Source organism: Lepagella muris, assembly GCF_004793975.1.
Taxonomy (GTDB): domain Bacteria; phylum Bacteroidota; class Bacteroidia; order Bacteroidales; family Muribaculaceae; genus Lepagella; species Lepagella muris.
The window spans coordinates 111,211-134,567 of the sequence record NZ_SRYB01000009.1 but is presented as its reverse complement, the minus strand read 5'-3'; the positions used below and the strand labels follow the sequence as shown (position 1 = coordinate 134,567).

The window sequence follows — 23,357 nt, the reverse complement described above, 5'->3', positions numbered from 1 at the left end:
TCAGGGAACAATGCCATGCCAATCCATCTCATCTTCAGTCGCCTCTCTATAAAGCAGGAAGCAACCACCGATTGAAGAGTTGTAAAGAAGAGTGTAAACGCCGTTTTCATCGGAATAAGATGTATCGCCCATTTTGGCAATCATCGGTATCTCTTCGGTAAGCTCATTCTCTTCATCATCCCAGTCACTGAGATAGTCGATAACTGGCTGAGAATTGCCTTCACAATATCCAGCCCTAATCCCACTAAACACAGCTTCTATCCTATTGTAGTCCTCATCAGTGCTTTGAACGAACCTGATTTGGGAGTATAGTTTAGTTTTCATATTTATTCATTTGGCTTGTTCATAAATACTTGGCTCACTTGTAACATTATAAATGTATGAGCCACAGCGAACTAACAAAGCGTTACGTCCATAGAATTTTTGCTTCATACCGATAATTGAACCACTACGATGGAAGTTGGGGAAGCGTGAAATATTTACACGCTTCCCTTCCGCAACTGTCATTGATTTTACTTTCATTTTTTGTCCTGATGGATTTGACGTTTAGGACTGTGAGAATTATGATGGTAAGGTAACGGTTCCCCGGTCCAGCAAGACTCAAATCCGTCGCCCATAATTACCATTCCTCGGTCTATCTTTTGCTTGTAAGCCTCTTCAAGCGTAAAGACGGTATAAGCCGGAATATGATACTTGGCATCAGACTTTGCCATTAGCTTATCTAAATCCTCCCAAGTAATATGAGAGCGATATGAAGCGTCCTGCCAGTTGAACACAACTCGTTTGACGTGATCATAATAAATCACATTGTCTATCGGAAGCCCTGCATCAAGGATGAAGAGCATTATATCCCTTTTAACCCTCACTTTCTCAGTTTGAGTACGGGCCTCTTCAATAATTTTTTGACGGGCTTCATTAAACTTACGTTCTTTTTCTTCTGCTGCTCGCTGGGCTATAGCTTCCTCGGTATAATAGCCTTCGGACAGTCTCTGCTCTATTTTTTCAAATAGGCCTTCAGGCATTTTATACAGACGCTCTTCTTCGGGAGTATAAGGGTTAACCCACGTTTTCCCGGTCAAATCTTCAAGTTCCTGAATGGCTAATTCAGCTTTTACCTTTGCACGCTCTGTAAAACCTAACTTGTAGAGTAAGTAAGTGAACTCTTCTTGGTCCACTGCTTTGAAAAGCCTAACAGCTTTTTCTCCATCCTCTTCGGTTATCCACCAATCTTCCATTACAGCTTTGGTGTTGCCCTTAGTAAGATAATAGAACCCGTTAGCGAATGGGTGCATCGACATACCCTCTCTGTTACGACAGTGCATCTCCACAAAAGATGCATACTGCGGAAAATAACGGAGAATTTCATCATGAATACAGTCACACATATCATCGATACGACGACCATTTTTAGTGATGCGAACAATCTCTCCAGTTACACTGAAATCGAAATGTTTATTGTTGCAATCATCATCAAATGAGATTTTGACTTTTATCTCATACTTTTGACCGTCCCGCATGAAATACTTAGTTTCCGAATATCTCAGGGCGGCATCTCTTATTTCTTGTGATACCATTTTATTTACGTTTTATTGCTTTGATTTCCAGATAATACGGCAACCCTCCAGTACCAGCCTCTTTATTGAGATTAAAATGATATTTAACCTTAACAGGCATATACTGGTTCTGATGTTTTGAAATAATGCGCTTGATTGTCTCTTCATTTATCTGAGCACAATACTCAACTTCAAACGTGGCTTTATCAGTGCCCAATTCCTCTTCAATATTGAGTCGCTGTGCAATCGCCACCACACCACTAAAATTATCTTTGAAGATGAATTGCTCTCCAGTAGCAATGACAGTCATCGGACCGTCGTGATTTTTACAGTTGATAAATTCCATTGGTTATCATTTAATTTCTTTGAAGAATATCGGATATTTACCCAATTCTGAGCAGCAGTTATAGTTAGTGAAACTGAGGACATCGCTGTCAAATGAGTCGCCCCACCATACAGCGTGTTCCTTATCAATGGGATATGGAGAAACCCATATACCATCGACTCTGCAAAGGCAGGGAAGCAGATAAACTGTTTCCCCAGCCTCATACAATTTGCGCGCTTGGGTCTTGTTGATTTGCTTGATTTTCTTTTTCAAGCTATTGGAGTATATCGGATTTGGATATCGTAACATTTTGATTGTAGATTAAGCGGATTTTAGACTGTATTCCGAAATCACCTCATCAATGAGTTCTTCGGTTTCCATAAAGAATCCCCAGCAGGAGCCGACTTCTTCCCATTCGACATCCTCTTCATCCTCACGATCATCATCGTCATAGACTTTAGTGAATGGCACTTTCTTTTCAAGAACATAGCCTTTAACATCGCCCCACATCCACATTCCAATTTCTTTGACTTCCAAGTCAATAAGATAATCGGCGTGTTCTTTCCAAGGCTTACCGGTGTCTCCGACCATTTTGTCATATCGTTCTTTCGACATATAGGCTATGCCCTTCACCAAATCTCCCTGAGAATATCCGGTGGTACTCCATTCTTTGATGACAAAATCCTTAGCGCAGTCTTGAATGAGCGATATGAGGTCATCTTTACTCAGACACTCGACTAACTCAGGGCGAACATCGTACTTTTTGAGGTCAAATGGCTCAATCTCATATCGAGTGTGCCAACCGCCCAGCCATTCTTCCCATGTCTGTAATTTCCACTCACGCTCGTGTCGATCATAGATGAAGCGCAGACCGTCAATCTCACCTTTTTTGTAGTAATTGATTATGTCTTTTTGCTTCACAACGTTTGCCGCCATATAGCGCAGTGCATCTTCCAGAGAGTGCCGATTTTCAAGGAACCAGTCCTTCCAGTTACATTCCTCGTGAAGAATATGATGATAGCAATCATTATACTCAAACAAGTACCGAGCAGCCATATCAGAATTTGTGATTGGACTCTGCCCCCATGCGTCATAGTATATTTTAATTCGGTGATTACCAATCTCCTTGGTCTCAATCAATAGATTATCGTTCATGGCTTTACTTTTTAGTCAACCCATGTCATGCCGCAGTGAGGGCAATGCCAACCACATGGAAAGACGTTGCTGTATTGAATATCCCGGTGTCGGTTCATATCACGGTCGCCGAATGTGCATTTGCCAGCTTTGAAAGTGTCATTGTATTTCTGCTGTCTTTCACGTTCCTGAGCGAGTGCTTCATTTTCGACGTGGACGGTTTCTGCTTCTGTTTCCTTTTCAAAAGTCGGAGTTTCGCAATGCTTAATTCCGCAATCGTCACCGAAAATCTCTTCAAATCCGTAATGGTCCTCTTCAGATACACCGAGTAATGAGCGGTCAAAATCATATTCAACATCAAGCTCAATGTCATCCTCAAAATCACCACTGCCATTCATTGTGTCAATGATGACCACGCGGAATTTCCCTTTGAATTTGATAGACTTGAAATCTTCCTTACTGCCATCCCAGCCATTACCGGAAAGCAAAGTCAGCAGACCAGCCGGGAAATATATGCGAAGGCTACCACCATAAGAAGCGTTATAGTAAATTCCGGCGATTTTCTCACGCATAGGAGAATCCTTGGCGATTTTCAGCACCTTGCAAATGCCGTCAATCTCTTCTTCCTGCTCTTCCTCATCGGCGCCGAATGGCTCATCAACATCATATCCGAGGTCAAAATAGCAGTGGATATCGGAGGTGTTACGGATTAGGTCTTTCACCGGGTCGCTGTCATCCTTTTTGCGCAATGCTTCGATGATCTCATCTCTCCAGTCATCATCCCATTCAATATCGTCATTCTCCATAGCCCTCTGCATATCTTCGAGATACTGACCTTCAGGAAAATCCCACCATTCATCTATGGATTCTGATATGGGATAAAGATTGTTGTCCTCGATACACTTCTGAAGTTGTTTTGTGTTGCCATCAAGGTTGCTATTATAGTCCACATAGTAAAGGCAGACATGCTCTGGAAGATAAGGCTCCCAGGGTTTTATTTCATTGCACATGGTTGTAAAAGTTAAGTGTGTGATGACCAACCGTATGTTGGCTCCATTTGATACGAACCGTTCACCATATAGCCTGTTTCGGGCCACCCATGAAAGATGATGCCACCTACCAGACCTTGCTTTCCATTGGTGTACTCGCAAAAAGTAAACTCGTTATATCCGGGATTGTAGGAAATCTGGATGTATTGGTCTTTTGCGACACGGCGATAGTTATGAAAGCGACGGAAAATCTCGATAAGGGATTTATCATTGTGCGCCTCACATTCGCGGATCAGTTCTTTGATTTTGGATAGTGTGATGTTGAAGAACTTGACCGGCACTTGGACTTTTGTTGGAAGTGGACCATTTTCTTTTATCCACTTTTCAGCAACTGGAGTCACTATGTCGCGGCAGACTTCACGCGCTTGCTTTTCAGTGATTTCTCTAACACCATCCGGCTCAATCAAGAAAAGATGGTCACTGCCTAAAGCATCGAGAAAAGAGAGAAAAGGATTGCCACCCTGAACATAGGCAAATCGTGCCACTTCGTTTTCACTGAAGTGCTCTTCATATTCGCCCAAATTCAAGAGATGGGTATGGGATTTCCCGACAATCCAAATCATCGGAAACTTAGAACTGTCGGCGTTCTCGATATATGGGCGATCGAAATTCTCAAAATCCGACTGGAATGAAGTCATAACATCAGCCACAATATTGCTCATGGTCTGAATTATTTTGGAGATATTCGGTGTCATACGAATGAAATTATATTGGTGTTGTCTTTGTGTTCCTTGTCAAGCAGCTTCTGGATGTGGGCAGAGCGTTTGTCATGCCACTTCCGATAAGCCCTGGTCTCAATGCCGAAATGAGGTCTGAGGAGGTTGCGGCTCACTTTAAGCCACATTTTACGTCTTGCACAGAGAATGAGCGTAACAATGCCGACAAGAATAGTCAGCACGGCATTGAGAATTTCGATTAAGGTCTTTTTCATTGTGAGTCCGTTTTTGTTTATTAGAAGATTTGTTGCTCAGATTTTTCTTAATGGATGTTAATAATTGATAAAGGGCAATGCTCTGGGCAAACACTGCCCTTTATGCTCATCCGATTGATTCATGCAGCCTTGGGTAGTTTTAAGCCGAGAGCCTTGGCACATTCATCCACATTGGCGGTCTTGATAACCCAGCCCTCACCACCGGACAAATAGCTGTTGAAAACGCCTTTGAACTGTTCTTTGAGGACTTTGCGGAGAGGCTTGGTATTGCCACGAAGCACCCAGCAACGGTCGTTGTATTTCTCGAAAGTTAGACCGAGTTTCTTGATGGCAGCCGTGTCGGTTATGGCGATGAGAGTATCAGTTTCGCCGGCGATCTTAGTTTCAGCTTTGGGAGCCTCAACAGGCTTTGCCTTGGGTGCTTTGTCCTTTTTGGACTTGGTTTCGGTCTTTGTGGGTGCCGGAGTAGCGGTTTTGGCTTTGACATTTGACGCACCGGCAGCGATTTCTGTATATCGAGTCTCATAAGCGGCCTGAACCTGCTTGATAAGACCATTGGCAGCAGACTTTAACTCATCGGTTGACTCGTATTGAGCGAATACGCTTTCTAATACGCTTGAAAAATTTATTCTCATTGTTTTGGATTTTTAGAAGTGAAAGAAAAAAGCCGGCACCTCAGATGAAGCACCGGCTATTGATTTTGATTTTGGCAGTTTAATCCTCTGCCAGCGGATCGCGCTCATCGAGAATATCCTCGATACCCTCGATTTCCTGACTGAGCAGTTCGATTTCAGCAGTGTCGTTTGACTGCATCATTCGTTCCGCAAGATTGTCGCGCTTTTCCTCCAGTTCGGAGGTGGTCATTGCATCATAATTTGCCATAGTTGATATTAGTTTAGAATGATACGTTTGCGGTTGGTTTTCTTGTTCACCACCACAGCGAGGCGGCATTTTGCATCGTGTTTTTTGCAGAGATTGTATGACTCCACAACGTGTCGGGAAGCCTGTATCAGCTCACCATTGTAGAGGAAATAGAACTTCGTCGTTTTGTTTCCCTTGGAGTTGACGCTTTCGTCCTCGACTATCTTCACGATTTGGGAGTTATTCACGGGGATTGTGTCGTTTTTGACATCATCGGCAGCATAAGCGGACACAGCAGCCACCGCGAGAATGATTGTGAGAATGAGTTTCTTCATCGCTTGGAATTTTTAGAGATTTGCACTTGCGTCTGCCATCTCAAATTCAGGGTCGGGCATAAAGGTGAACACTTCCAGACCGTCATAACTGTAATCGTCATTCAGCACCAGAGAGCCGACGAGTTTGCGGTCATTCTTGATATGATACTGCACCAGCTCATAAGTTTCGAGGTCAACGATGATTTCACACTCGAAGAGATTTGCATCGGCATCGTCATAGAGCAGACAATAAGCATCGTCATACTCGTACTCTTCCACCACATATTCAGTGGAGAAGAACATTCCGCTCACAGGGCGGTTTTCGGACGAATAATCCGCGATGGGCTCCATGATTTCGTCCTGATACTTCACGAAAGAAGCGGCGACGGCACAGCCGACACCGAGAACGGCGGCGAGACAGCCGACCGCAGCGAGTTTGAAAAGCGATTTCATTTTTTGTTGGATTTTGAAGGGTTAGCGTAATTGACGTACACGCCACCAGCACAGGAGGCGACTCTCACAGCCACACGAGGGCGACCGCAGATGAAATAAACTGTTCTAATCATTTTGATAAATTTTATTGGGTTGATGTTATTTATATTTTCCAATGTCCGAATGTCCGTTCCCGCGACCTTGGTGTTTAGGACATGATACGCCCTTACAGGCTTGAAATATCTCTTCAGCAGTCATCTTGTGAAGTGGTTTTGTCTTATCACGATACGGATCACGATAAATGCACACACTTCTTTTGCCGATAATACTGTAATGCTCTTCTAACTTGGGTCCGCCGTAGCGAGTGCCATATTTGCGTTCAAGTTCTTTTTCACGTCCTTTGACCGCCCAATCATTACCAATTTTGCCGATGATGATTTTCTTGCGGTAGATACTGCATTGTCCGATAAACTCAATATCTTTTGATTTGAAATTATTGACTGCAATTTGTATTTCCCTAAGACGAAGAAGCCCAACGCTATATGCGTTGAGCTCAGATTGGGGTATAGATGCCCCTTTGATGACTTTAGTTGCCATTATGTCAGAATTAAAGGTTTACGATATGACCACTTCCATAAGGATGATTTGCATTTGTTGCCCAATATGTGCATCCATCATCGTTGCACACAAATGAAGTAAGCCAACCATTTCATTTTTCAAGATGTCGCTCCATGCGCATTATTGAGGATATTCTCGCACCAAGTTCTTTGGCACGTTCACGCTTTTCAGGTGCTATCTCATCAGGCGAAAGAACGTAAGTCATACTTTCATTTTGCATTGTTTCGCATATCTCCACATACTCATTGTGAAGTTTGCAAAAGAGGTCATAATCGTTAAGCATAATCTTAAATTTTTAAACATTAAAGTCCCAAAGCCGCTTCCTCTTCTACAGAGCCAGCCCAACAATCGAGATAATAATTCTCTTCCTCTTCAGTCGGTGCAGAAGGGTTCACGTTATACGCTTGACAATATGCCTCCCAACTTGCGTCACAAGACGTTTTAGAGGTTGCACACGATACGAGGGAGAGAGAAAGAATTATAACAGATACGATAGTTTTCATAATTAGTCGATGATTATTTGTTCCAATCATTAGCATAAGCCACTATAAGACGATTGCCCTTGAATTGTATGTCGCGCATTTCGGCACATTGTGCTGATTTTTTGAAAGCGGCAAGTGCCTCACTCAAATAGTTCAGCCCCCAAAGGCGCACAAAGGTCATGAGTTCGCCCTTTACAATTTCCACACAACGGGCGGGCATATTGGCTTTTACCCACGCCTCAAAGTCGATACGATTATCCATTTTACGATGATTGAAAAATTAGACATTAGTGAGTGAGGGGCGACATTCCACGCCCCACGCAGCCGGTTTTACGGCATACACCCGAAAATAGATTTAGAATTTCACGTCATCCATAGAGATGCGACGCATTTTGTGTGTGGTCTTATCTTTTTCCACTACGTCATAGACGATATACGCCTCTTCCATGCTATTCCAAGCAAGTTCAGACTCAACCGAGCGGTCATTGTTTTTGTCAAACTTCTGACCTTGTTTCATAGCACGGGCAATGATTGCAGTGTCCCAACGATAGTCATCCACAGCCACGAGCTTATACACCGTGATAAACTCACACTCGCCCTTTGCCACATACTTTTCCGCCTCTTCCTTAGAGCATACACGGAAAGCGCGGACATTCTCTTCCCACAGGTCATCGCCCTTTTGGGGAGTCCACAGAGCGGGCACGTTTTTGAACACAGCGAGCTTGCTATCCACAAGCATTCCGGCATTCCACGCTTTGCGGATTGTAGACACAGAGATTTTGCTCTTAGTCACCTCGATGCCGTTAGCGGTCAGAAACTCGCTCACAGTAAGCCCTTCCAATTCGGGAAGTTTCTTAGACATGATGCCCCCAAAGGACTTGAGGACTTGATTGAGGGTGTGGGTCTCTTTGACCACTGCATTCCAACCCGCATTCTGCTGCTTTGCAGTCATAGTATTCTGCTTTGCCATGATGATATAGTGCCCCCACACGAGAGCGGGCACAACTGCTTTTAGATGAATGAATAGTGGGTGGGGAGTACATTGCAAGGGCATAATATGCCACACTCCCTGTGCCGCTTTTACGGACTCACCCTATAAAGTGTTTTGGCGGAGGGGACTCGCACCCCTACAACGGATACATTTCGCCCTATAGAGTCATTATCCAAGACGGTCGCAGCATGACTCCTGCGACAATCTGCGCACACCTCACCTCAATTTTCCGACAGGTCGGTAGTTATCCGACAATGCGTTAGTGTCTTGGGTCGCTATTGCGGCGGGTAATACATACCCCTTGCAATTCACGCTTACAGGCAAGTTCTGCTCATTCGGGCGCAACCCCGAAATTGTGGCAAAACCTATTTTCTCGCTTATTCAGCATAGCACAGACTTTTTGCGCCTGACTTCACACGTCATCGGTCGTACCCGCCAATGCGGACCCTATGCCGTGTCGCCGCGCATCGTCACCGCGCGGACTGCCCCCCTCGCTCACTTACGGGTTGCACCGTTTAGACCATTCAAGCCACGTTGGTAGCCAATACGTCCCTAAAGAGGGAGCATAAAGATGCTTTTTGCGTATTGCAACGCATTGCTTAATGGAAGCGACCACATATCTTCTGACCTATGTCTGTGTGGTGGTAAGTTTGTGAGTCGTAACTGGCTTGTTCGTTTCTCAAATCTTACACCACAATATTGCAGTGGTCTGTGGACGGTTACAACACTATCTACAAAAAATTTTTTCATAAACCCATTCTTTTATATCTATTAAGGTGTAAGGCTGTTTTAAAGAGTGTAATTGATTGATTTTCAGTACACTAAAAATCTTTATTTTTCTTGAAAATTTTTTGTGAAAAGGTTTATTTTTATGTTTGGAATAGTCCGAAAAATGGATGAGGGTATTTTGGAGTGTTAAATAAATGTTAAAATATGGAGTTACACCTATATATAAAAAGGTTTCACTTTTGAAAAATAGTGAAACCAAATTTTCAAAATTGAGTCAAAACATTGAAAATTAAGCAATTATCGGCAATCATTGTCAATTAAACACTTTTTAACACTTAAAGTCGGTTTTTCAGTCTAAAAATGTATGTTTCACTTATTGCAAAAGTGAAACCAAAATAAGCCAAAATGGAGCTAACTATCTGAAAATAAATAAAAAACCGGGGTGGGTGCCTCCCTTGCTCTTCAAGGCAGATGTAAATTTTTCCCAATTTTCAAATCTCGTTTTTGGTAGATGTTTTACTGGTAGGATGAGTGCCATCCCAGTCCCACAAAACCCCTTTGAATCGACCCAATTTTCTTCCCAGAAATCGGCGTCAAACCATCATTTTTAAGCCAAAATCGGCTAAACCCCTGAGCCATCTTAGCTTACCTAATTTACAGCACCTCAGTTCTTTCTCTTAATACTGAGAGGTCATCCCAGCCAATTTTCAAAACCGTCTAAAATGCCCCAAATTTCGCCTTTCTCAACCTCAAATGAACAACTACACATCTCAGCACACAAAATTGATTGTACGGCCTCCTATGGGGCAAATTTGGGCATATTTCATCTCAACGTCCGTTCAGGATATTTGGCAACCATAAAAATTCTTGTTTTTGGCACACCAGAAACCTCTCAGAACACTTGCCCAAATTTTTCCGGGGGCGATTTTTCAAATCGGTTTTTGGACTGGGGGCGATCGGCGGGGCGAGGCCGGCGGCGGGCGCGGTCTTATTTGGGAAAGTTTTAAGAATTTCAAAAAAGAAAAACCTTAAACCTCCTTCCACTCCCTAAAACTTCCTCAACACTTCTTCCAAACATCACAAAACAGTTTTTGTAAGAATACTGGGATAGGAACTAAGCTCTATTCAAAAAATCTCTAAACAGTCTTTTTGAAGGTTTACTGGGAATGAGGGGAACAGACTTTGATAAAGATACTGGGATAGGGAGCTACGATTACTAAGAAGTTCTCTGCCTTGGGCGCGCTCGCGTGTGCGCGGGCCACTCGACCGAATTTCCTTTTCGACTTTAGGAGAAAAGGAATGAGGGAGAGTGGACCCTTTCTTTCTATTTTTTCTTTTTATTTATTTTTCTTTTTTCTTTTTCTGTCGGTTTTTCTTTTTTCTGTTTTTTCTTTTTCTTGTTGTTCTTTCTTTCGTGGCCTTCGACCACCCCAGCCACAAAAACAATGCGCCGAGCTTCACAGCCCAGCGCACTTGTAAACCAAAATTTGTATGAGACAAAAACTCGTGCTCATTTCATAATAGTCGGTGGAGAGAGGAATACTGCTTTCATCAGGATCTGCGCCGATTGTTTGCCCTGCGCTCTTTTCTGGATATTGGCTTTCGGCTCTCTTCTCCGGGAGTCAGGATTGCGTACTGTTTGGGTACATCAGGTATCGGGGTCTTTGGATGGAAAGGCGAAACGGCCATCATCGCACTAATCAGAATTTCGGGTATCATAACTTTCTTCAGTTTTTTCTACTGGCAGCCAAGAGAACCGCCATTGGTGTTTGTTGGATGATTTGCTCACTATGCTCTGGAAGTCGAAGCAGACAGCATTGAACTGTCGTACTCTGAAAAACTTGTGATTGCTACCGTCATCAGTGTAACAGTGAATGTAAATGTCCGAACCTTGGGCCGGATATTTGGCAAACGTGTTCCAATGAAGTGACAGCAGATGTTCTTTGAAGTCCATCTCAGATTATGAATTTGTTGTCAGGTACAACCAAGCCCTTTCCAGGCTTCCAGCCTTTCTCGACTTTCAGCTTTTGGAATTTCTCGATAAGGTCAACCATAACCCGATCAGAAACTCTACCAAGATGGAAATACACACATCCGTCAATGTTACGGCAATCTTTGATGGTCTTTTCAGGAATTTGCATCATCATCTTTCCATTCTGCATTACCGGCTTGAAATCATAGTCGGCAAATCTGGAATCCAGTGTTACCAAGGTCAGGTTCCCGAATTTCTGGAACTCAAACGGTATCGGTCTGCTCATTGTGTTTCAGTTTTTGAAAACACTGCTTTCATCAATTTAATCATATTCCTCTTCCTCTGCCGGATCGTGGTCTGGGTCAAGAACGTGGGTATCGTATGCCCCCTTTACATCATCCTTGGTAAGATTGAGGATATTGATTTTGCGTGAGGCTTTCCTGATCCGAGTGTAAATACCCGGATCTTCGCCTTCAACGAGGTCATTCAAATGTTGGATAGCTGGATAATTGAGTTTACGGAGTCGGCCACCACCCTTTTTCCCATTTGGAGTCTCCAGTAATAACCCGATTTTTCTGAGAGAATACAGACAGTTGCTAAGAGTAGGAGTAGAAATCTTCATTCTAACTGCCATCTCTTTTAACGACAATGCACAATCACCATTCTCATTGGTTTCTTCGATGATGGTGGAAAGCAACATCAATTCATTCTTGCTAAGAAAATATATCAGGACTTTGGGGAGTGGGATAACCATTCCGTCAAAAACCTCATCGGCCTCTACGGATGCAATTACCTGATACTTGACTTTAGGCAAGACTATTCTGCCTCTAAGCTGTTTTTGATCGAGCTTGATGATAATCGGCTCCGGGGGTGGGAGTTTAGCTCTATTTGGTACTCGCTTCATGTTATGAATTGTTCATAACACTGCTTTCATCACGTCAGGATGTGGCAACATCCTCATTTGCAAGTTGCAAAATTATTAAAAATTTAAGTTCGGACAAAATAATGGGCGAATAATTCACCCAGTTTTAATTTTTAATAGTAACTTTGCAGGTTAAAAAGACAAGACCGTTCCAGATGAAAACTCTGAATCAAATATACCGATACACTTCTGATTGCCAGTTCCCAGACGAGGACTGGCAGAAAGTTCTCGCATATTGTCGCAAACGGTTTAAGGGAGGGGACATTCGTGTCTCTCAGATTCCCAAATCTACTTCAACATATCAGGAATTTCTTGATTGGATAGAGTTTGGATTTGGAGCTGGTGATTTTGTTAGCTATGGCAATACAATGGGTGTGGTCGGAAATAGCACGCCGGCAGGAGTAATTTTAGCTGCTTATTGTGACTATGATGGAAATCTCATCGTAAATGATATGGAGGTTCTGGAGCCAGGGAGATTAAAACCTCTTGATGAGGCCCGGATATTACAGATGAAACGCCTCTTATTTGAGAAAGGGGTGGATTTTCATGTTCGATTTGGTAAGTTTGAGAAACTGTACACCCCTAAAAAATATTTTTATGGCACTATTGAAAACCCCAATAGTGATGAGCCAAATGTGGGTATGTTCTTAGAGTCAGACAATTCCAAATATCATTTTCTGGCGTATCTGGAGGGGGATGAACTTAAAATGGATTATTGGGTGGATTCTAACTATACACCCTTAAAACCAGCATTGGAGGCTGATATAAAACGATTACACGCGGCTACATCTAAGCAAGGTTGGTTCTATAATGAGCGGTGTCATCAATTTGTAAAAGCACCCAAAAAAGGAAAGAATAATGTGTACTGGTACCTAAATGAGAACTTTGAACTTGTGATGGATCGGGATAATGGCTCAAAGAAACATTTAGATAGATTTAAGGCCGGTAACTATATCTTAGATTATACTGAAGGTTTATTCTTTATGAAAGAGGTCAAAAAGATGAGGGGGAAAGCATAATGCAATCCCCCCTCATCTTATCGTTGATCAATCGGTTTGAAAGTCTTTTTCAAGGCCACATCATACCAATAATCTTCTGCCTTATCAGCTGGAATCTTGTCAGCGAATGATTGTTGGCCGTTAGCTTTATTCCAAGCAAGAACTTTATCATACGAAAACGCATACATTCCCACCGGCTGTTGTCTGAGTGTGGATTTCTCATTAAGACAGCTGAGAATATCCTTCTCAGTGACGTAAAGATAATCCTTGTATTCTTTTTTGAAGTGGATAAAGTTATCGTACTGGTGCTTATTGTAGAAAAGTGCCCAACAATATACCACAATCTCCATATCCGTCAGTTGATCCCAACCATTGTTCTCATCATCTTCGGCAAGCATAATCACTTGTCTGAGATAGGTGCGATTGACTTTGGCCTGCTCTTTTGTTACCTCATAAGGTTTAAGCATAGGATCTACAAGACCGCCCAGATTAAGAACCCCCTCTTTGGTCAAGGTATATTCTCCATTTTCCAATGGGAAGCTGAAGATGAGATTGAGACGCTTGTGATCATAAGCGTTTACTTTTCGGATTGAGTAATTCTTATCCCATATACGGACTTGCTTTCGATTGGAAGCTGCATCGTTGAAATCATCAGCAATATCCAAAACCAGACGGTCAAGGATTTTTTTCTCAATCTTGCACCCCCATATATCCTCTGGAGTAAACTCTTCGTCATCCTCTGGGGCCACAATATCATAGAGGCAGCTGAGAGCATAGGCTGCATGGAGCATGAATGGCTGGTCACTGATTTCCCAAGGTTCATTCATCAATGTGTCTATATCTGACACATCGTATGGCATATACTTGTTACTCATCGTCAGGGAGGATTTTTTCTATTGCGTTGATGAGATCAGAAGCATAAGGCGAAGGATTCTGCATTGTGTTCAACACAATGAGCTTGATGATGCGATACAGTGTCGAGCCGATAGGATTGTTGGGCTGGTGCATACAAGAGAATATCGCCTGAGCAATATTATCAGTTTCTCCGTGGGCAACGGCACCACACTGCCCATCTTTGTGAGCGATTATGAGGAAGTCTGAGTCTTTCCCCATAATCTGCTGTGCTTGTTTAAGCAACTCTTCAGTTTTTTGTTTCATTGGAATTTGGTTTACTGATTATACTGCTTTCATCACTTTTTATATCCTGGAGATTGATAAAGAAACCACAATGTTCATCACCTACATTCCATTTTGGTGGAACTGTATTGAATGGGCCTCTTTCATCATTCTCCAATGCCCGGTTATATCTGAAACAATGATAGCGATCCAGACACGCACGAGCCTGACATTTCTTATTGCTTTTCTTCAGTTGACGATATGCTTTCAAGGTTATCTCTACTGCTGAGGTGGGAAGTTGTGAGGAAAATCGGTCCGGTATGGTGCCTATAACCCATATATCATTTGACTGAATAAGGGAACCGTCGGTACGCATAAAATATCTCATCTTTCCCTTACCTCCGAGAATAAGGGTCTTATCCTTTTTGTCGGCAACCGGATGCAGACGCAGACACTGATGATTGACCACCTCCATATATTCTGGGGGGTAAGCAATCAAATCTTCCCAGTACGCACACTCATAACAGACACTATCTCTGACCATAATATGAGCGATACGATTTTGGGTATTGTAGTTCTGCATCCAGATTTTCTTTCCACAAAGACTACAATATTTGATTTTACTCATTATTCTGCATCGACTTTCCATTCTTATATCTGTATAGAATCAAAGATGTTTGAAATTTCATCATTACGAATACCAAGATATGTAATCGTAGTATCTAAGCTGGTATGCTTAAAAATTCGATTGAGGTACATAAGAGTCTTTTCATCTTGACCTCCTTTATCATATACATACCTTCCAAATGTTTTCCGAAATGTGTGAGTGCTGAAATTGTCAATATCCAGATCATATTTTACCGCCCATTTTTTTAAGGTGCGATTGATATACTGAATTGACACAGCCTTTCCCTCTTCTCCTTTTTGCCCTACAAGGATAATGTCTCTTTTGGGAGGTTTACCCATCTTTTTATAAAGAGAAGTGAAATGGTCAGAAGCATTTTGTCCGATTGGGATAACGTGAGTCTTATTGGTTTTCTTTGCCGTGATAATAATCTTCCTTTGGTCAAGCACGTCAGTCCACCTTAGTTTACATACATCAGAAAAGCGCAGCCCGGTACAAAAAGACAGGATGCAATAACAGGCCCACCAATATTTCTTTTCATCAATAAGGGTCTGAACAAGTTTTTGATAATCGGCATACGGCAGATAGTCGGCCGTAGTCACGCTTCCTTTTTTACTCATACAATTTTTGGTTTTGGTATCGCAAAATTAATTCCAAAAAGTGAAACCACCAAATATTTTTGTAGTTTCACTTTCTAAAAAATGTTAAACTTGACTTAAAACACTGGTAACGTGCTATCTAAGTATTTAAGGAAGTTTCACTTTTTACAATAGGTACACCTTAATTATATAGGAAAGGTCATTAAAAAAGGAGCGTGTGCCTTTCAACTTCACGCTCCTTGATTGTGCTGTATGGATCGGATTACTGGTGTTCCAGCTGACCAAAACCTTTAGTGCCTCGGTCTGTAGTCGTAAGTTCTGAGACAATCTCAAACGGAGTGCCAACATACTTTTTGACTACAAGCTGTGCGATTTTCTCCTTATGCTTGATGAGGAAAGGCTCTTTTTCAAAGCTCTTGATGATGACACCCACTATGCCCCTGTAATCTTCGTCCACCGTCCCAATGATTACATCGGCATCAAATCGCTTCTCAGTGTTGGGGTCATTAAGAGAATATCCTTTCATTCCCTTAATTGAGAAACCACTGCAAGGCCTGACCTCTCCTTCAGTCTGAGGGTCTAACTCAACCGATATGTCGAGTAGAATCATATTGCGGCCAGGATTGACCAACACATCTTTGGGAGTAAAGAGATCGTAGCCGGCGGCAAACTCATTTACTCGTTTGGGAACCATAGCTCCCTCTGATAACAGAACTACTTTCATTTTTTATATTTGTTATGAGATTATTTTCCTTGGGATTTCTGGAGAGCAAGATATTCACTCTCCAACATTACAGAATTTTTGAGCATCTTCCGCGTAGTGTAAATCTTTCGATCATCTCCTACAGCTTCATCAAACTCAAATAAAGTCAGTTTACCCACATCATCAGGCTCAATCTGAAAATCCGGGGGAACCACTCTCCAGTATCTTTTATTGACTGAGATAATGCTCCCATAGGCTGCTTTGATTAAGGACTGACGGATTGTGTTAGTCAAAGTGGCGGCCTCGCTTATGGATTTGAATATCGCCACCAGAATGTATGACGAATCAAATGCCACGATTGTGGTCGGCTTATTGTTCACTTCCTGCTGCGTCATTCTCTCTATCTTTGATTATATCGCTTAGCACGTCTGACGGCAATCTCTCAGCTGCCATACTAAATATGAAGCCGTGACTGTAAGCAACTCCATCAGTTATGGCATCCACCAATATGCTGTTGAAGTACAAAAACATTTCAGGGTTCACATAAGCTATGAAGATAAAAGCTAATTCCGCATCTACCAGGATATGACCATCGGTGTTTTGATAGAAAAGTTCTGAGGTTTTCTTGTTAGCATTTTTAGTAAGGGTCTCTATAAAATGCTTATTAGCCCTCATAAACACTCGATGATCAATCGCTGGAAGTTTACTGGCTTCAAGATATGCTGTATAATCAAATACAGCTTTCTTTTCACCTAAGAATCCAAAATGCAGATCAGCTATCTCTGGAAGCAGTGTCTCGTCAGTTGTTACTTTCTCTTTGAGGATAGTTGTCTTGTAATCCATAGCGTTTACTCAAACACATCCATAACTTTGGTTTCTGTGATGCTGGCAACTTCAAAGTCTGTAACCGTACCCTTCATGCCTTTCATAAAGTTGTCGAGAGCACTACGGAAATCGTATGCCTGAACCATATAGTAGGCCGGGGCCAACTTCTCAGTGTTGGTCTTTTCATCAATGTGAATGAAATTGGCTTTAACCTTATACCAGCGATCGCCATTGGGGTCATAAAAGATTTCAGACACATTGGACTTAGTAACGGCAGCCACTGAGAACTCTCCTGAAATGTAAGGTGTCACTTCCTTAGTGACACGAGCTTCAGCTTCTGTAAAAGAATCGGCCTTCACGAGATATGGCTCAACAACGTCTTTGATTTTGCCATTCTCTAATTGTTTCTTGAATCGAACTTTCGCTTCAATGTAAGCTAACATATAAATGGGATTTGAATAATGAACTGCGGATAATCATTTGATCTCATCGAGATTTATGTAGAAAGCATTGTCAGGAACTTTCTCCGGACCAATGGCCCTGGGGAATTTGTATAGTTCCCAACTATAACTGGTATATCGCTTGAAATAATAAGTATCATAACTGACACCAATCTTCAGGCAGATATTACAGCTTTCAGTCGGTGGGTTATTCTTCAGGTTTTTCCAATTTGTCATTTGACTGTAGTATTTGTGAGTTGTTTCGATGTACTCCTTTTTATAATAGTATTGGGTGTATAGCAAGATTAAGCAAAGTGAAACATCGCTACCTATATTGTGCTGAATATCAACAATAAAAAAGTTGAAAATTTTTTATTTCACCTGTGTACTGACCGAATTTGTGGTGTTCAGGGTTTTCCCAACCCACTGTACAGTAAGACTATTACCAATAAAATCAAGATTATGCGTAAACGCACAGAACATAATTCAAATGGTAATTTCTTTACTGATGAGGCCCTGATTGCCAGTTATAACCTTGTCAAAAAGACCATTACCGATTATACCGATGAACTGACACGTCGGTGTCGTTACAAAAGTGTTGTCAGTCAAGTTGAGAACGGCACCATTATGGATGACCGTTCCAGACTCATAGACCTATATGAAGCCTGCTACATTCAGAATGCACATCTTCAGGGCACCATTGCAACTCTGTTTTCTCAGCTCGTAGGCAAACGATATATGTTTGCTCGTGAAGATAAAGACGGGAAATGGATAAGAGACCCCAAACAGTCAAAAATATGCCAGGGATCTCAGTTTGAAAAGATTATCAAAGGCATCATTGAAGCCGAATTATATGGCTATACCTTGCTGGAGATAATGCCTGAAATAGACCCTGAAACTGGATTGCTGAAAGAGGTCAACAGCATTGAACGCCGATGTGTCCTTCCTGATCAGCGTCGTGTGGTTCAGCGTTGGTGTCAGTGGAGTCCGGGATGGGATTTAGATTCAGAACAGTATCGCCACAACTACATTCTGGTCAACACTGGTGGTTTTGGCATCTTTGCCGCCACCACTCCTAACATCCTTGCTCAGAAATATACCGTAAGTAACTGGGTAAACTTCAGCCATACCTATGGGCAACCGATTATTCACGGAAAAACCGAAGCTGAAGATAATGATTCAAGGCAAAGGTTAGCAAGAAAAATTGGTTCTGCTGCTCAAAACAAAGTCTTAGTGACTGGGAAGGGGGATGAGATTGATATTAAGGCATTTGCCGCCTCTAACTCTGAAAAGATATATGAGTCTTTGGCAAACTTTGTCAACAAGGAAAATGACAGTCTTATTCTTGGTTCAGAATCAATGGCTGGTGCAACTCAGGCTTATGTCGGTTCTACCAAAGCTCACGAAAATATTTATCGTGCCCGTATCAATTCATATCGTACACGCATTGAAAATGTGATGAACGAGCAGGTTGTACCGGTACTCAGATATTGGGGTATCATCGAAGCAGATGTGTACTTCAAATATATGAATAAAGTGGAAATGTCAGATGAGAATAAGATTAAACTCTATGATATGCTCACTGACAAGTATGAGATTGAGCCAGAAGAAATCAACAAAGAATGGGGTGTTGAAGTTGGCAAGCAACGCAACTTTGAAGCTGGTAACGGAGGCGGTGGCCTTGGTGACTGGGAAGGTGATGAAGATGGCGATGGTCATCGAATGAGTGATGAGGAGTATTACAAACGCTATGGTCATCACAGGAATAAAGTAAATTTTCTATCAGGGGTGCGTTAAAAGGCGGGCGCACCTCTGAATTGGTCAAACAGACTAAAGCTGCCATGACCGAAGAACAACAAGCAGAGCATGACAGCGATTATCAGTCTTTGTTAGCCTTATATACTCAGCTACTTAAATCCTTACATAACGATGATAAGGAAGAGGCTCTATATGCTCTTGCAGAACTGAGAACAGAGATTGCTTTTAAGCACGTTGTCAAAGGGTTAGGGATTGATATTGATGAGGCTCTTCAATTATTGAAGAACTCAAATGATGAAAACCTCACCCAGCATGATAAAGACCTTATAGCCCGTCTTACAGCCGGCATCTTAAATCTCATTGACTTTTCAGTATGTGAAGAGTATCAGTTGTATGATGAGGTGCTGGAGGTTGTGGGAGACACTGAGATTGACTTCAACTCTGATGATTATGATGACTTGGTTGCATTGTGTAAAAAATACAATGACCAATATTCTGCCATAGAAAACTCCGACATTGAATATGCTGGTGTGATGGCTGCCTTGTGGCTAAAGATGTCAGCAACTGATTATGCTGTCTATTGGACTCAAAATGATGCAAAGGTTAGACCCTGGCACATGGCGTTACAAGGATATGCTGCACCCAGAGATGAATTTCCATCGTGGATGATTCCACCTATTGAATACAACTGTCGTTGTTTCTTGGAGATTTTGGAGGTTCCACACGCTAATGCAAAGTTGAGCCAAATCAAGGGGTCTGCCAAAGACCTTACCAAACCTCAGCAGCTAAATACTGTTTACAGTGAGTCTTTGGCAAAATGTGGTAGAATTTTTGGACCATCCCATAGTTATTTTTCAATTAAAGAAGCTGATTCTTCGATGCTTATGGGCTTTGTTTCCAGATTAAGAGAAAAGTATTATGTCTCGGCAGAAATTTGATCCCAGTAAAGTCAAAACCCAATTTGGCAAGCATTTCTACGAGGGGCAACGATTAGGTTCTCATCGGGAGAGATTGTATCAGCAATGGCTTCGTAATCAAGGTGGTGGTAGCGTTAAAGGACGTGCCACCTTCCCGAAGCAATATAGCAAATACTTCAGCTCTGGTACAAAATTCACCACTCGACAAGGCCATATTGCTCCTTGGGCCAAACCTATGACTTTGAAAGGAGGCTCAAATCCCAACTATAACTGGGGAAGAGTAAGCTATATCAATTCAAAAGGTTTGGTCAGTAAGTCCTCATCCAGTGGTCGTTGGGGTGCTGATACCAATCAGGGGAAAAGAGGCGCCGGTGGTTCAGCTACAATTCTTAATGGAACAAAGCAATGGATAAGACAAATTCAAATCAGTCAGTATGCTCTTCGTGTGCAGGCAGAAAACTTTAGGGTTGTAGTCGGTCGAAGAGCAATGAAAGTGTTTCAAAATTCTTTCAAATATCAGCAATTCTATAGTAATCGCTCTCGAAGATGGACTCCGCTTTCCCCCTATACTCTAAAGAAACGTGCGAAAAGAGGTACTGGCAGTCGAATCCTCAAAGAATATGGGGATTTGTATAACTCAATCAAACTGGATGAAAGTGCTGGAATGGGACGTACCAGGGTTTACACTGATATTGTGCCGGCCAATGCTGGTCATCATAAAAAGCACAGCATCTGTTACGCTGGTTATCACAATGAGGGTAAAGGAACCTATGGTAGTGCATGGAATGGGCATAAACCCAAACCATATATAAAACGACAATTTATGGGCCACTCCAGTTACTTAAATCCATTTACCGATAGCTTTATGCGCAAAATGATGAAGCTATACCTCTTTGACAGTGTGTTCCTTATGAAGAAAACCTAAGCTATTATCAATAAAGATTGAACAATGCTTGTAGATAAGAAAAACAATAAAGTCATAAGTGGCAATAAAACCAGTGCCATAGCACCAAAAGACCCACCTAAAGAGAAGCCTATTAAGCCTCTTCAGGTGGAGTCTAATGGGCCTATGGATATACTGAAAGCGATGAAAGAGATTCTTCGCTCCGTCACTTGGGAATATGGGGTTGAAAATAGCCCTAAGATATTCAAAACTGTTCAAATTGATGATGGTCAATATGAGCGCATTATTTCTCCCAGTGGCAATAAGGAAGAAACTTTGGGTTTTCCAGCAGCCTTTGTTCACTTTATAAACTGGAGGTATTTGGTGCAGCAATCCAGAATTAATGAGGGTCGAGCAGAACTGAGAATAAGATTTATCCTCAATAGTCTTAACGTACATGAGGACGGTCACGATATGGGAGTGTATTATGTCGCAGAGCGTATCCATCAGACAATTCAAGAAAGTATCAGTAAATATGAGTGTCTGCAAGAACGCTGTCAACTGGAATATATCGACCCAATGGAAAGTTTTGATCACGGACTCCAACCTTGCTGGATGACTTATGAAGTATGGTGCAGGCAAAGGAATATTTGGGCCACACGCAATAAAATCTATAAGAAATTTGTGTGTCCTCCATTTACAAATCATGCCGACCAAGACCCCACAGTCGAAGGCGTTAATCCAGATGAACATACCAATTTGGAACACCCTAAGACTTATGATGAGGCCACAGAGTACATTCCATAGCCATTTTGAATGTAATATATTGTATTACCGATATTTAGCCCCTGTTTATCGCAGGGGCTTTTTTGTTGCTCACTATTACTAAGAAAATTAAGCAACAATGGCAAAAAGTAAAGAATTTAAGTTTATCAAAGGTGCTTATTGTACCGGTTCTCCTGCCGATATTTGCTACTACACCGATGTTGATTACTGGAGTGTACAAGACTTTATCTGGGAATTTGATTACCTCGTCAATTATATCAATCCCAGCAAAATCCGCATCCATATTAATTCAGTCGGGGGCAGTGTCATCGAAGGGATGAGCGTATTCGCCAAAATTATGGATTGTAAGATCCCCACTGAATGTATCAACGACGCTTTGGCTGCTTCTATGGGCTCAATCATTTGGGCTGCCGGCGATGAGCTCTTTATGAAAGATTATGCTCTTCTGATGATACACAATCCTTTTTGCGATTGCAATGGGGATAAGCAATACAATCAGGCAACTGAAGCCTTCACTCAGCAACTTAAAACTATCTATGTCAAGCGTTTCGGCCTCTCAGAAGATGAAGTTGAAAACATTATGAATGGCAAAGAGGGTGAAGATGGAACATTCCTTACAGCAACCCAGGCTCTTGAAAAGGGATTTGTGGACGCAGAACACATCATTGAAACACCAAAAGCCATCAAAGATAAAATTCAAGCTGCCCTGAAAGACACCAAAGATGTGGCTCAAATCAGGGCCATTTACGGATTGATGGCACCTACGCTTCCCTCCACGACTATTAACGAACAGAATATCACATCAAATTCAAACACAATGGATAAAAGCGAAATCACAGTTTTTGCCGCTCTTTTCGGACTGACTGGAGAGAAGGCTACCGCCGACAACATCACGGCGAAGATTAATGAGCTTAAAGCCAAAGCTGACAAGGCAGAGGCAAACCAGAAAGCTCTTGATGAAGCAAAGGCAGAGCTTACCACTGTCAAAGCGGAACTCACCGGCGCAAAGACTTCAATCAGCAACCTTACCGCCGATCTCACCAAGGCCAAGGATGCACTGAAGGTCTATCAGGATGCAGAGGCGAAGGCTAAGGAGGACAAGATAAATGCTCTTGTTGACAAGGCCATCAAGGACTGCAAAATCAGCAAGGATGATCGTGAGGCTTACGTCAAGATGGCCCAGAACGATTTTGAGCTTGCTGAACGCATCCTCGCCACCATCCCCGCTCGTGACAACATCGGCGCAGCTATTTCTGAGGCCAACCAGGACACCGCCAAAGACGGTATCCAGACCGAAGAGCAGAAAGTTCAGGCCAAGGTCGAAGATGTCGTGGGAAAAGACTTCAAGTTCAAATCCCTCGACTAATCGCCAGCAAATCAATCAATAAATAATT

35 protein-coding genes are annotated in these 23,357 nt (G+C 42.2%); 6 read left to right on the top strand and 29 right to left on the bottom strand.

The features are described 5' to 3' along the window. The 20 genes from E5331_RS08310 to E5331_RS08215 form a co-directional block, all read right to left on the bottom strand. Window positions 1–252 carry a hypothetical protein gene (locus tag E5331_RS08310; RefSeq protein WP_136013240.1) on the bottom strand — a complete coding sequence of 84 codons (252 nt, stop codon included), beginning with the start codon at window positions 250–252 and terminating at the stop codon, window positions 1–3. A 78-nt stretch (window positions 253–330) separates the two neighbouring features. After that, on the bottom strand, window positions 331–522 hold the full coding sequence (locus tag E5331_RS08305; RefSeq protein WP_135984548.1) for a hypothetical protein: 192 nt from the start codon (window positions 520–522) through the stop codon (window positions 331–333). Then, the gene (locus tag E5331_RS08300; RefSeq protein ID WP_135984546.1) at window positions 519–1,574 is read right to left on the bottom strand and encodes a hypothetical protein; all 1,056 of its coding nucleotides are present in this window, start codon (window positions 1,572–1,574) and stop codon (window positions 519–521) included. Before E5331_RS08300 ends, E5331_RS08305 begins: the two co-directional genes overlap by 4 nt. Window position 1,575: 1 nt before the next feature. After that, a complete protein-coding gene (locus E5331_RS08295) occupies window positions 1,576–1,899 on the bottom strand; it encodes a hypothetical protein (RefSeq protein WP_135984544.1) in 324 nt (107 codons plus the stop codon). 6 nt (window positions 1,900–1,905) lie between these two features. Continuing rightward, on the bottom strand, window positions 1,906–2,187 hold the full coding sequence (locus E5331_RS08290; protein WP_135984542.1) for a hypothetical protein: 282 nt from the start codon (window positions 2,185–2,187) through the stop codon (window positions 1,906–1,908). Window positions 2,188–2,199: 12 nt separating this feature from the next. After that, complete coding sequence (locus tag E5331_RS08285; RefSeq protein WP_135984540.1) at window positions 2,200–3,033, bottom strand: hypothetical protein; 834 nt, start codon at window positions 3,031–3,033, stop codon at window positions 2,200–2,202. Between the two features lie 11 nt (window positions 3,034–3,044). Next, entirely contained in the window at window positions 3,045–4,022 is a 978-nt protein-coding gene (locus E5331_RS08280; protein WP_135984538.1) for a hypothetical protein, read from the bottom strand. Window positions 4,023–4,033: 11 nt separating this feature from the next. Further along, a complete protein-coding gene (locus tag E5331_RS08275; RefSeq protein WP_135984536.1) occupies window positions 4,034–4,756 on the bottom strand; it encodes a DUF4120 family protein in 723 nt (240 codons plus the stop codon). After that, window positions 4,753–4,992: a hypothetical protein gene (locus E5331_RS08270; protein ID WP_135984534.1), complete on the bottom strand. Its 240-nt coding sequence runs from the start codon at window positions 4,990–4,992 to the stop codon at window positions 4,753–4,755. The genes E5331_RS08275 and E5331_RS08270 overlap by 4 nt, the downstream gene beginning before the upstream one ends. A gap of 119 nt (window positions 4,993–5,111) precedes the next feature. Continuing rightward, on the bottom strand, window positions 5,112–5,627 hold the full coding sequence (locus E5331_RS08265) for a hypothetical protein (RefSeq protein ID WP_136013239.1): 516 nt from the start codon (window positions 5,625–5,627) through the stop codon (window positions 5,112–5,114). A 79-nt stretch (window positions 5,628–5,706) separates the two neighbouring features. After that, complete coding sequence (locus E5331_RS20340) at window positions 5,707–5,874, bottom strand: hypothetical protein (RefSeq protein ID WP_168355180.1); 168 nt, start codon at window positions 5,872–5,874, stop codon at window positions 5,707–5,709. 8 nt (window positions 5,875–5,882) lie between these two features. Next, entirely contained in the window at window positions 5,883–6,188 is a 306-nt protein-coding gene (locus tag E5331_RS08260) for a hypothetical protein (RefSeq protein WP_135984531.1), read from the bottom strand. Between the two features lie 12 nt (window positions 6,189–6,200). Beyond that, complete coding sequence (locus E5331_RS08255) at window positions 6,201–6,620, bottom strand: hypothetical protein (protein WP_135984530.1); 420 nt, start codon at window positions 6,618–6,620, stop codon at window positions 6,201–6,203. Window positions 6,621–6,758: 138 nt separating this feature from the next. Beyond that, entirely contained in the window at window positions 6,759–7,196 is a 438-nt protein-coding gene (locus tag E5331_RS08250; protein WP_135984528.1) for a hypothetical protein, read from the bottom strand. A 112-nt stretch (window positions 7,197–7,308) separates the two neighbouring features. Beyond that, on the bottom strand, window positions 7,309–7,500 hold the full coding sequence (locus E5331_RS08245) for a hypothetical protein (RefSeq protein WP_135984527.1): 192 nt from the start codon (window positions 7,498–7,500) through the stop codon (window positions 7,309–7,311). Window positions 7,501–7,519: 19 nt separating this feature from the next. Continuing rightward, the gene (locus E5331_RS08240; protein WP_135984525.1) at window positions 7,520–7,720 is read right to left on the bottom strand and encodes a hypothetical protein; all 201 of its coding nucleotides are present in this window, start codon (window positions 7,718–7,720) and stop codon (window positions 7,520–7,522) included. 13 nt (window positions 7,721–7,733) lie between these two features. Beyond that, window positions 7,734–7,961 (bottom strand): hypothetical protein, encoded by a 228-nt coding sequence (locus E5331_RS08235; protein ID WP_135984524.1) that lies wholly within the window; start codon window positions 7,959–7,961, stop codon window positions 7,734–7,736. Window positions 7,962–8,054: 93 nt separating this feature from the next. Next, on the bottom strand, window positions 8,055–8,669 hold the full coding sequence (locus E5331_RS08230; protein WP_135984523.1) for a hypothetical protein: 615 nt from the start codon (window positions 8,667–8,669) through the stop codon (window positions 8,055–8,057). A gap of 2,705 nt (window positions 8,670–11,374) precedes the next feature. After that, entirely contained in the window at window positions 11,375–11,677 is a 303-nt protein-coding gene (locus E5331_RS08220; protein ID WP_121698797.1) for a hypothetical protein, read from the bottom strand. A gap of 36 nt (window positions 11,678–11,713) precedes the next feature. Next, the gene (locus E5331_RS08215) at window positions 11,714–12,295 is read right to left on the bottom strand and encodes an Rrf2 family transcriptional regulator (RefSeq protein ID WP_135984519.1); all 582 of its coding nucleotides are present in this window, start codon (window positions 12,293–12,295) and stop codon (window positions 11,714–11,716) included. Window positions 12,296–12,468: 173 nt separating this feature from the next. Between E5331_RS08215 and E5331_RS08210 the strand changes: the two genes are divergently transcribed. Further along, a complete protein-coding gene (locus E5331_RS08210; protein ID WP_135984517.1) occupies window positions 12,469–13,332 on the top strand; it encodes a hypothetical protein in 864 nt (287 codons plus the stop codon). 17 nt (window positions 13,333–13,349) lie between these two features. Here E5331_RS08210 and E5331_RS08205 read toward each other — a convergent pair whose 3' ends face one another. The 9 genes from E5331_RS08205 to E5331_RS08165 form a co-directional block, all read right to left on the bottom strand. Then, window positions 13,350–14,186, bottom strand: a complete 837-nt coding sequence (locus tag E5331_RS08205; protein ID WP_135984515.1) for a hypothetical protein — start codon at window positions 14,184–14,186, stop codon at window positions 13,350–13,352. Next, complete coding sequence (locus E5331_RS08200) at window positions 14,179–14,469, bottom strand: hypothetical protein (protein WP_135984513.1); 291 nt, start codon at window positions 14,467–14,469, stop codon at window positions 14,179–14,181. Before E5331_RS08200 ends, E5331_RS08205 begins: the two co-directional genes overlap by 8 nt. After that, on the bottom strand, window positions 14,453–15,055 hold the full coding sequence (locus E5331_RS08195; RefSeq protein WP_135984511.1) for a hypothetical protein: 603 nt from the start codon (window positions 15,053–15,055) through the stop codon (window positions 14,453–14,455). The genes E5331_RS08200 and E5331_RS08195 overlap by 17 nt, the downstream gene beginning before the upstream one ends. 23 nt (window positions 15,056–15,078) lie before the next feature. Continuing rightward, a complete protein-coding gene (locus E5331_RS08190) occupies window positions 15,079–15,672 on the bottom strand; it encodes a tyrosine-type recombinase/integrase (protein WP_135984509.1) in 594 nt (197 codons plus the stop codon). Window positions 15,673–15,913: 241 nt separating this feature from the next. Continuing rightward, the gene (locus tag E5331_RS08185; protein WP_135984507.1) at window positions 15,914–16,375 is read right to left on the bottom strand and encodes a dUTP diphosphatase; all 462 of its coding nucleotides are present in this window, start codon (window positions 16,373–16,375) and stop codon (window positions 15,914–15,916) included. Between the two features lie 20 nt (window positions 16,376–16,395). Then, window positions 16,396–16,749 carry a hypothetical protein gene (locus tag E5331_RS08180; protein WP_135984505.1) on the bottom strand — a complete coding sequence of 118 codons (354 nt, stop codon included), beginning with the start codon at window positions 16,747–16,749 and terminating at the stop codon, window positions 16,396–16,398. After that, a complete protein-coding gene (locus E5331_RS08175) occupies window positions 16,724–17,197 on the bottom strand; it encodes a hypothetical protein (RefSeq protein WP_135984503.1) in 474 nt (157 codons plus the stop codon). The genes E5331_RS08180 and E5331_RS08175 overlap by 26 nt, the downstream gene beginning before the upstream one ends. Before the next feature lie 5 nt (window positions 17,198–17,202). Next, window positions 17,203–17,622: a DUF4494 domain-containing protein gene (locus E5331_RS08170; RefSeq protein WP_135984501.1), complete on the bottom strand. Its 420-nt coding sequence runs from the start codon at window positions 17,620–17,622 to the stop codon at window positions 17,203–17,205. Between the two features lie 33 nt (window positions 17,623–17,655). Continuing rightward, window positions 17,656–17,856: a hypothetical protein gene (locus E5331_RS08165; RefSeq protein WP_135984499.1), complete on the bottom strand. Its 201-nt coding sequence runs from the start codon at window positions 17,854–17,856 to the stop codon at window positions 17,656–17,658. Between the two features lie 99 nt (window positions 17,857–17,955). Here E5331_RS08165 and E5331_RS08160 point away from each other — a divergent pair, with 99 nt between their 5' ends. From E5331_RS08160 to E5331_RS08140, 5 genes are all read left to right on the top strand, one after another. Next, window positions 17,956–19,416 carry a phage portal protein family protein gene (locus tag E5331_RS08160; protein ID WP_275441139.1) on the top strand — a complete coding sequence of 487 codons (1,461 nt, stop codon included), beginning with the start codon at window positions 17,956–17,958 and terminating at the stop codon, window positions 19,414–19,416. Between the two features lie 44 nt (window positions 19,417–19,460). Next, the gene (locus tag E5331_RS08155) at window positions 19,461–20,315 is read left to right on the top strand and encodes a structural protein (protein WP_135984498.1); all 855 of its coding nucleotides are present in this window, start codon (window positions 19,461–19,463) and stop codon (window positions 20,313–20,315) included. Continuing rightward, a complete protein-coding gene (locus E5331_RS08150; RefSeq protein ID WP_135984496.1) occupies window positions 20,296–21,219 on the top strand; it encodes a phage virion morphogenesis protein in 924 nt (307 codons plus the stop codon). The genes E5331_RS08155 and E5331_RS08150 overlap by 20 nt, the downstream gene beginning before the upstream one ends. A gap of 24 nt (window positions 21,220–21,243) precedes the next feature. Continuing rightward, window positions 21,244–21,984: a hypothetical protein gene (locus tag E5331_RS08145; protein ID WP_135984494.1), complete on the top strand. Its 741-nt coding sequence runs from the start codon at window positions 21,244–21,246 to the stop codon at window positions 21,982–21,984. Between the two features lie 97 nt (window positions 21,985–22,081). Further along, window positions 22,082–23,329, top strand: coding sequence for an ATP-dependent Clp protease proteolytic subunit (locus E5331_RS08140; protein ID WP_135984493.1), 1,248 nt, complete (start codon window positions 22,082–22,084; stop codon window positions 23,327–23,329). Window positions 23,330–23,357 lie beyond the last annotated feature (28 nt).

Bases quoted from the DNA above. Each gene is read 5' to 3' on its own strand.
- E5331_RS08300 (WP_135984546.1), bottom strand. From the start codon at position 1,574: ATGGTATCACAAGAAATAAGAGATGCCGCCCTGAGATATTCGGAAACT.
- E5331_RS08185 (WP_135984507.1), bottom strand. From the start codon at position 16,375: ATGAAAGTAGTTCTGTTATCAGAGGGAGCTATGGTTCCCAAACGAGTA.
- E5331_RS08195 (WP_135984511.1), bottom strand. From the start codon at position 15,055: ATGAGTAAAATCAAATATTGTAGTCTTTGTGGAAAGAAAATCTGGATG.
- E5331_RS08140 (WP_135984493.1), top strand. From the start codon at position 22,082: ATGGCAAAAAGTAAAGAATTTAAGTTTATCAAAGGTGCTTATTGTACC.
- E5331_RS08175 (WP_135984503.1), bottom strand. From the start codon at position 17,197: ATGGATTACAAGACAACTATCCTCAAAGAGAAAGTAACAACTGACGAG.
- E5331_RS08220 (WP_121698797.1), bottom strand. From the start codon at position 11,677: ATGAGCAGACCGATACCGTTTGAGTTCCAGAAATTCGGGAACCTGACC.
- E5331_RS08190 (WP_135984509.1), bottom strand. From the start codon at position 15,672: ATGAGTAAAAAAGGAAGCGTGACTACGGCCGACTATCTGCCGTATGCC.
- E5331_RS08275 (WP_135984536.1), bottom strand. From the start codon at position 4,756: ATGACACCGAATATCTCCAAAATAATTCAGACCATGAGCAATATTGTG.
- E5331_RS08265 (WP_136013239.1), bottom strand. From the start codon at position 5,627: ATGAGAATAAATTTTTCAAGCGTATTAGAAAGCGTATTCGCTCAATAC.
- E5331_RS08285 (WP_135984540.1), bottom strand. From the start codon at position 3,033: ATGAACGATAATCTATTGATTGAGACCAAGGAGATTGGTAATCACCGA.
- E5331_RS08235 (WP_135984524.1), bottom strand. From the start codon at position 7,961: ATGGATAATCGTATCGACTTTGAGGCGTGGGTAAAAGCCAATATGCCC.
- E5331_RS08205 (WP_135984515.1), bottom strand. From the start codon at position 14,186: ATGAGTAACAAGTATATGCCATACGATGTGTCAGATATAGACACATTG.
- E5331_RS08270 (WP_135984534.1), bottom strand. From the start codon at position 4,992: ATGAAAAAGACCTTAATCGAAATTCTCAATGCCGTGCTGACTATTCTT.
- E5331_RS08155 (WP_135984498.1), top strand. From the start codon at position 19,461: ATGACCGAAGAACAACAAGCAGAGCATGACAGCGATTATCAGTCTTTG.
- E5331_RS08170 (WP_135984501.1), bottom strand. From the start codon at position 17,622: ATGTTAGCTTACATTGAAGCGAAAGTTCGATTCAAGAAACAATTAGAG.
- E5331_RS08290 (WP_135984542.1), bottom strand. From the start codon at position 2,187: ATGTTACGATATCCAAATCCGATATACTCCAATAGCTTGAAAAAGAAA.
- E5331_RS08295 (WP_135984544.1), bottom strand. From the start codon at position 1,899: ATGGAATTTATCAACTGTAAAAATCACGACGGTCCGATGACTGTCATT.
- E5331_RS08200 (WP_135984513.1), bottom strand. From the start codon at position 14,469: ATGAAACAAAAAACTGAAGAGTTGCTTAAACAAGCACAGCAGATTATG.
- E5331_RS08305 (WP_135984548.1), bottom strand. From the start codon at position 522: ATGAAAGTAAAATCAATGACAGTTGCGGAAGGGAAGCGTGTAAATATT.
- E5331_RS08250 (WP_135984528.1), bottom strand. From the start codon at position 7,196: ATGGCAACTAAAGTCATCAAAGGGGCATCTATACCCCAATCTGAGCTC.
- E5331_RS08150 (WP_135984496.1), top strand. From the start codon at position 20,296: ATGTCTCGGCAGAAATTTGATCCCAGTAAAGTCAAAACCCAATTTGGC.
- E5331_RS08210 (WP_135984517.1), top strand. From the start codon at position 12,469: ATGAAAACTCTGAATCAAATATACCGATACACTTCTGATTGCCAGTTC.
- E5331_RS08260 (WP_135984531.1), bottom strand. From the start codon at position 6,188: ATGAAGAAACTCATTCTCACAATCATTCTCGCGGTGGCTGCTGTGTCC.
- E5331_RS08215 (WP_135984519.1), bottom strand. From the start codon at position 12,295: ATGAAGCGAGTACCAAATAGAGCTAAACTCCCACCCCCGGAGCCGATT.
- E5331_RS20340 (WP_168355180.1), bottom strand. From the start codon at position 5,874: ATGGCAAATTATGATGCAATGACCACCTCCGAACTGGAGGAAAAGCGC.
- E5331_RS08280 (WP_135984538.1), bottom strand. From the start codon at position 4,022: ATGTGCAATGAAATAAAACCCTGGGAGCCTTATCTTCCAGAGCATGTC.
- E5331_RS08180 (WP_135984505.1), bottom strand. From the start codon at position 16,749: ATGACGCAGCAGGAAGTGAACAATAAGCCGACCACAATCGTGGCATTT.
- E5331_RS08165 (WP_135984499.1), bottom strand. From the start codon at position 17,856: ATGACAAATTGGAAAAACCTGAAGAATAACCCACCGACTGAAAGCTGT.
- E5331_RS08240 (WP_135984525.1), bottom strand. From the start codon at position 7,720: ATGAAAACTATCGTATCTGTTATAATTCTTTCTCTCTCCCTCGTATCG.
- E5331_RS08145 (WP_135984494.1), top strand. From the start codon at position 21,244: ATGCTTGTAGATAAGAAAAACAATAAAGTCATAAGTGGCAATAAAACC.
- E5331_RS08230 (WP_135984523.1), bottom strand. From the start codon at position 8,669: ATGGCAAAGCAGAATACTATGACTGCAAAGCAGCAGAATGCGGGTTGG.
- E5331_RS08245 (WP_135984527.1), bottom strand. From the start codon at position 7,500: ATGCTTAACGATTATGACCTCTTTTGCAAACTTCACAATGAGTATGTG.
- E5331_RS08255 (WP_135984530.1), bottom strand. From the start codon at position 6,620: ATGAAATCGCTTTTCAAACTCGCTGCGGTCGGCTGTCTCGCCGCCGTT.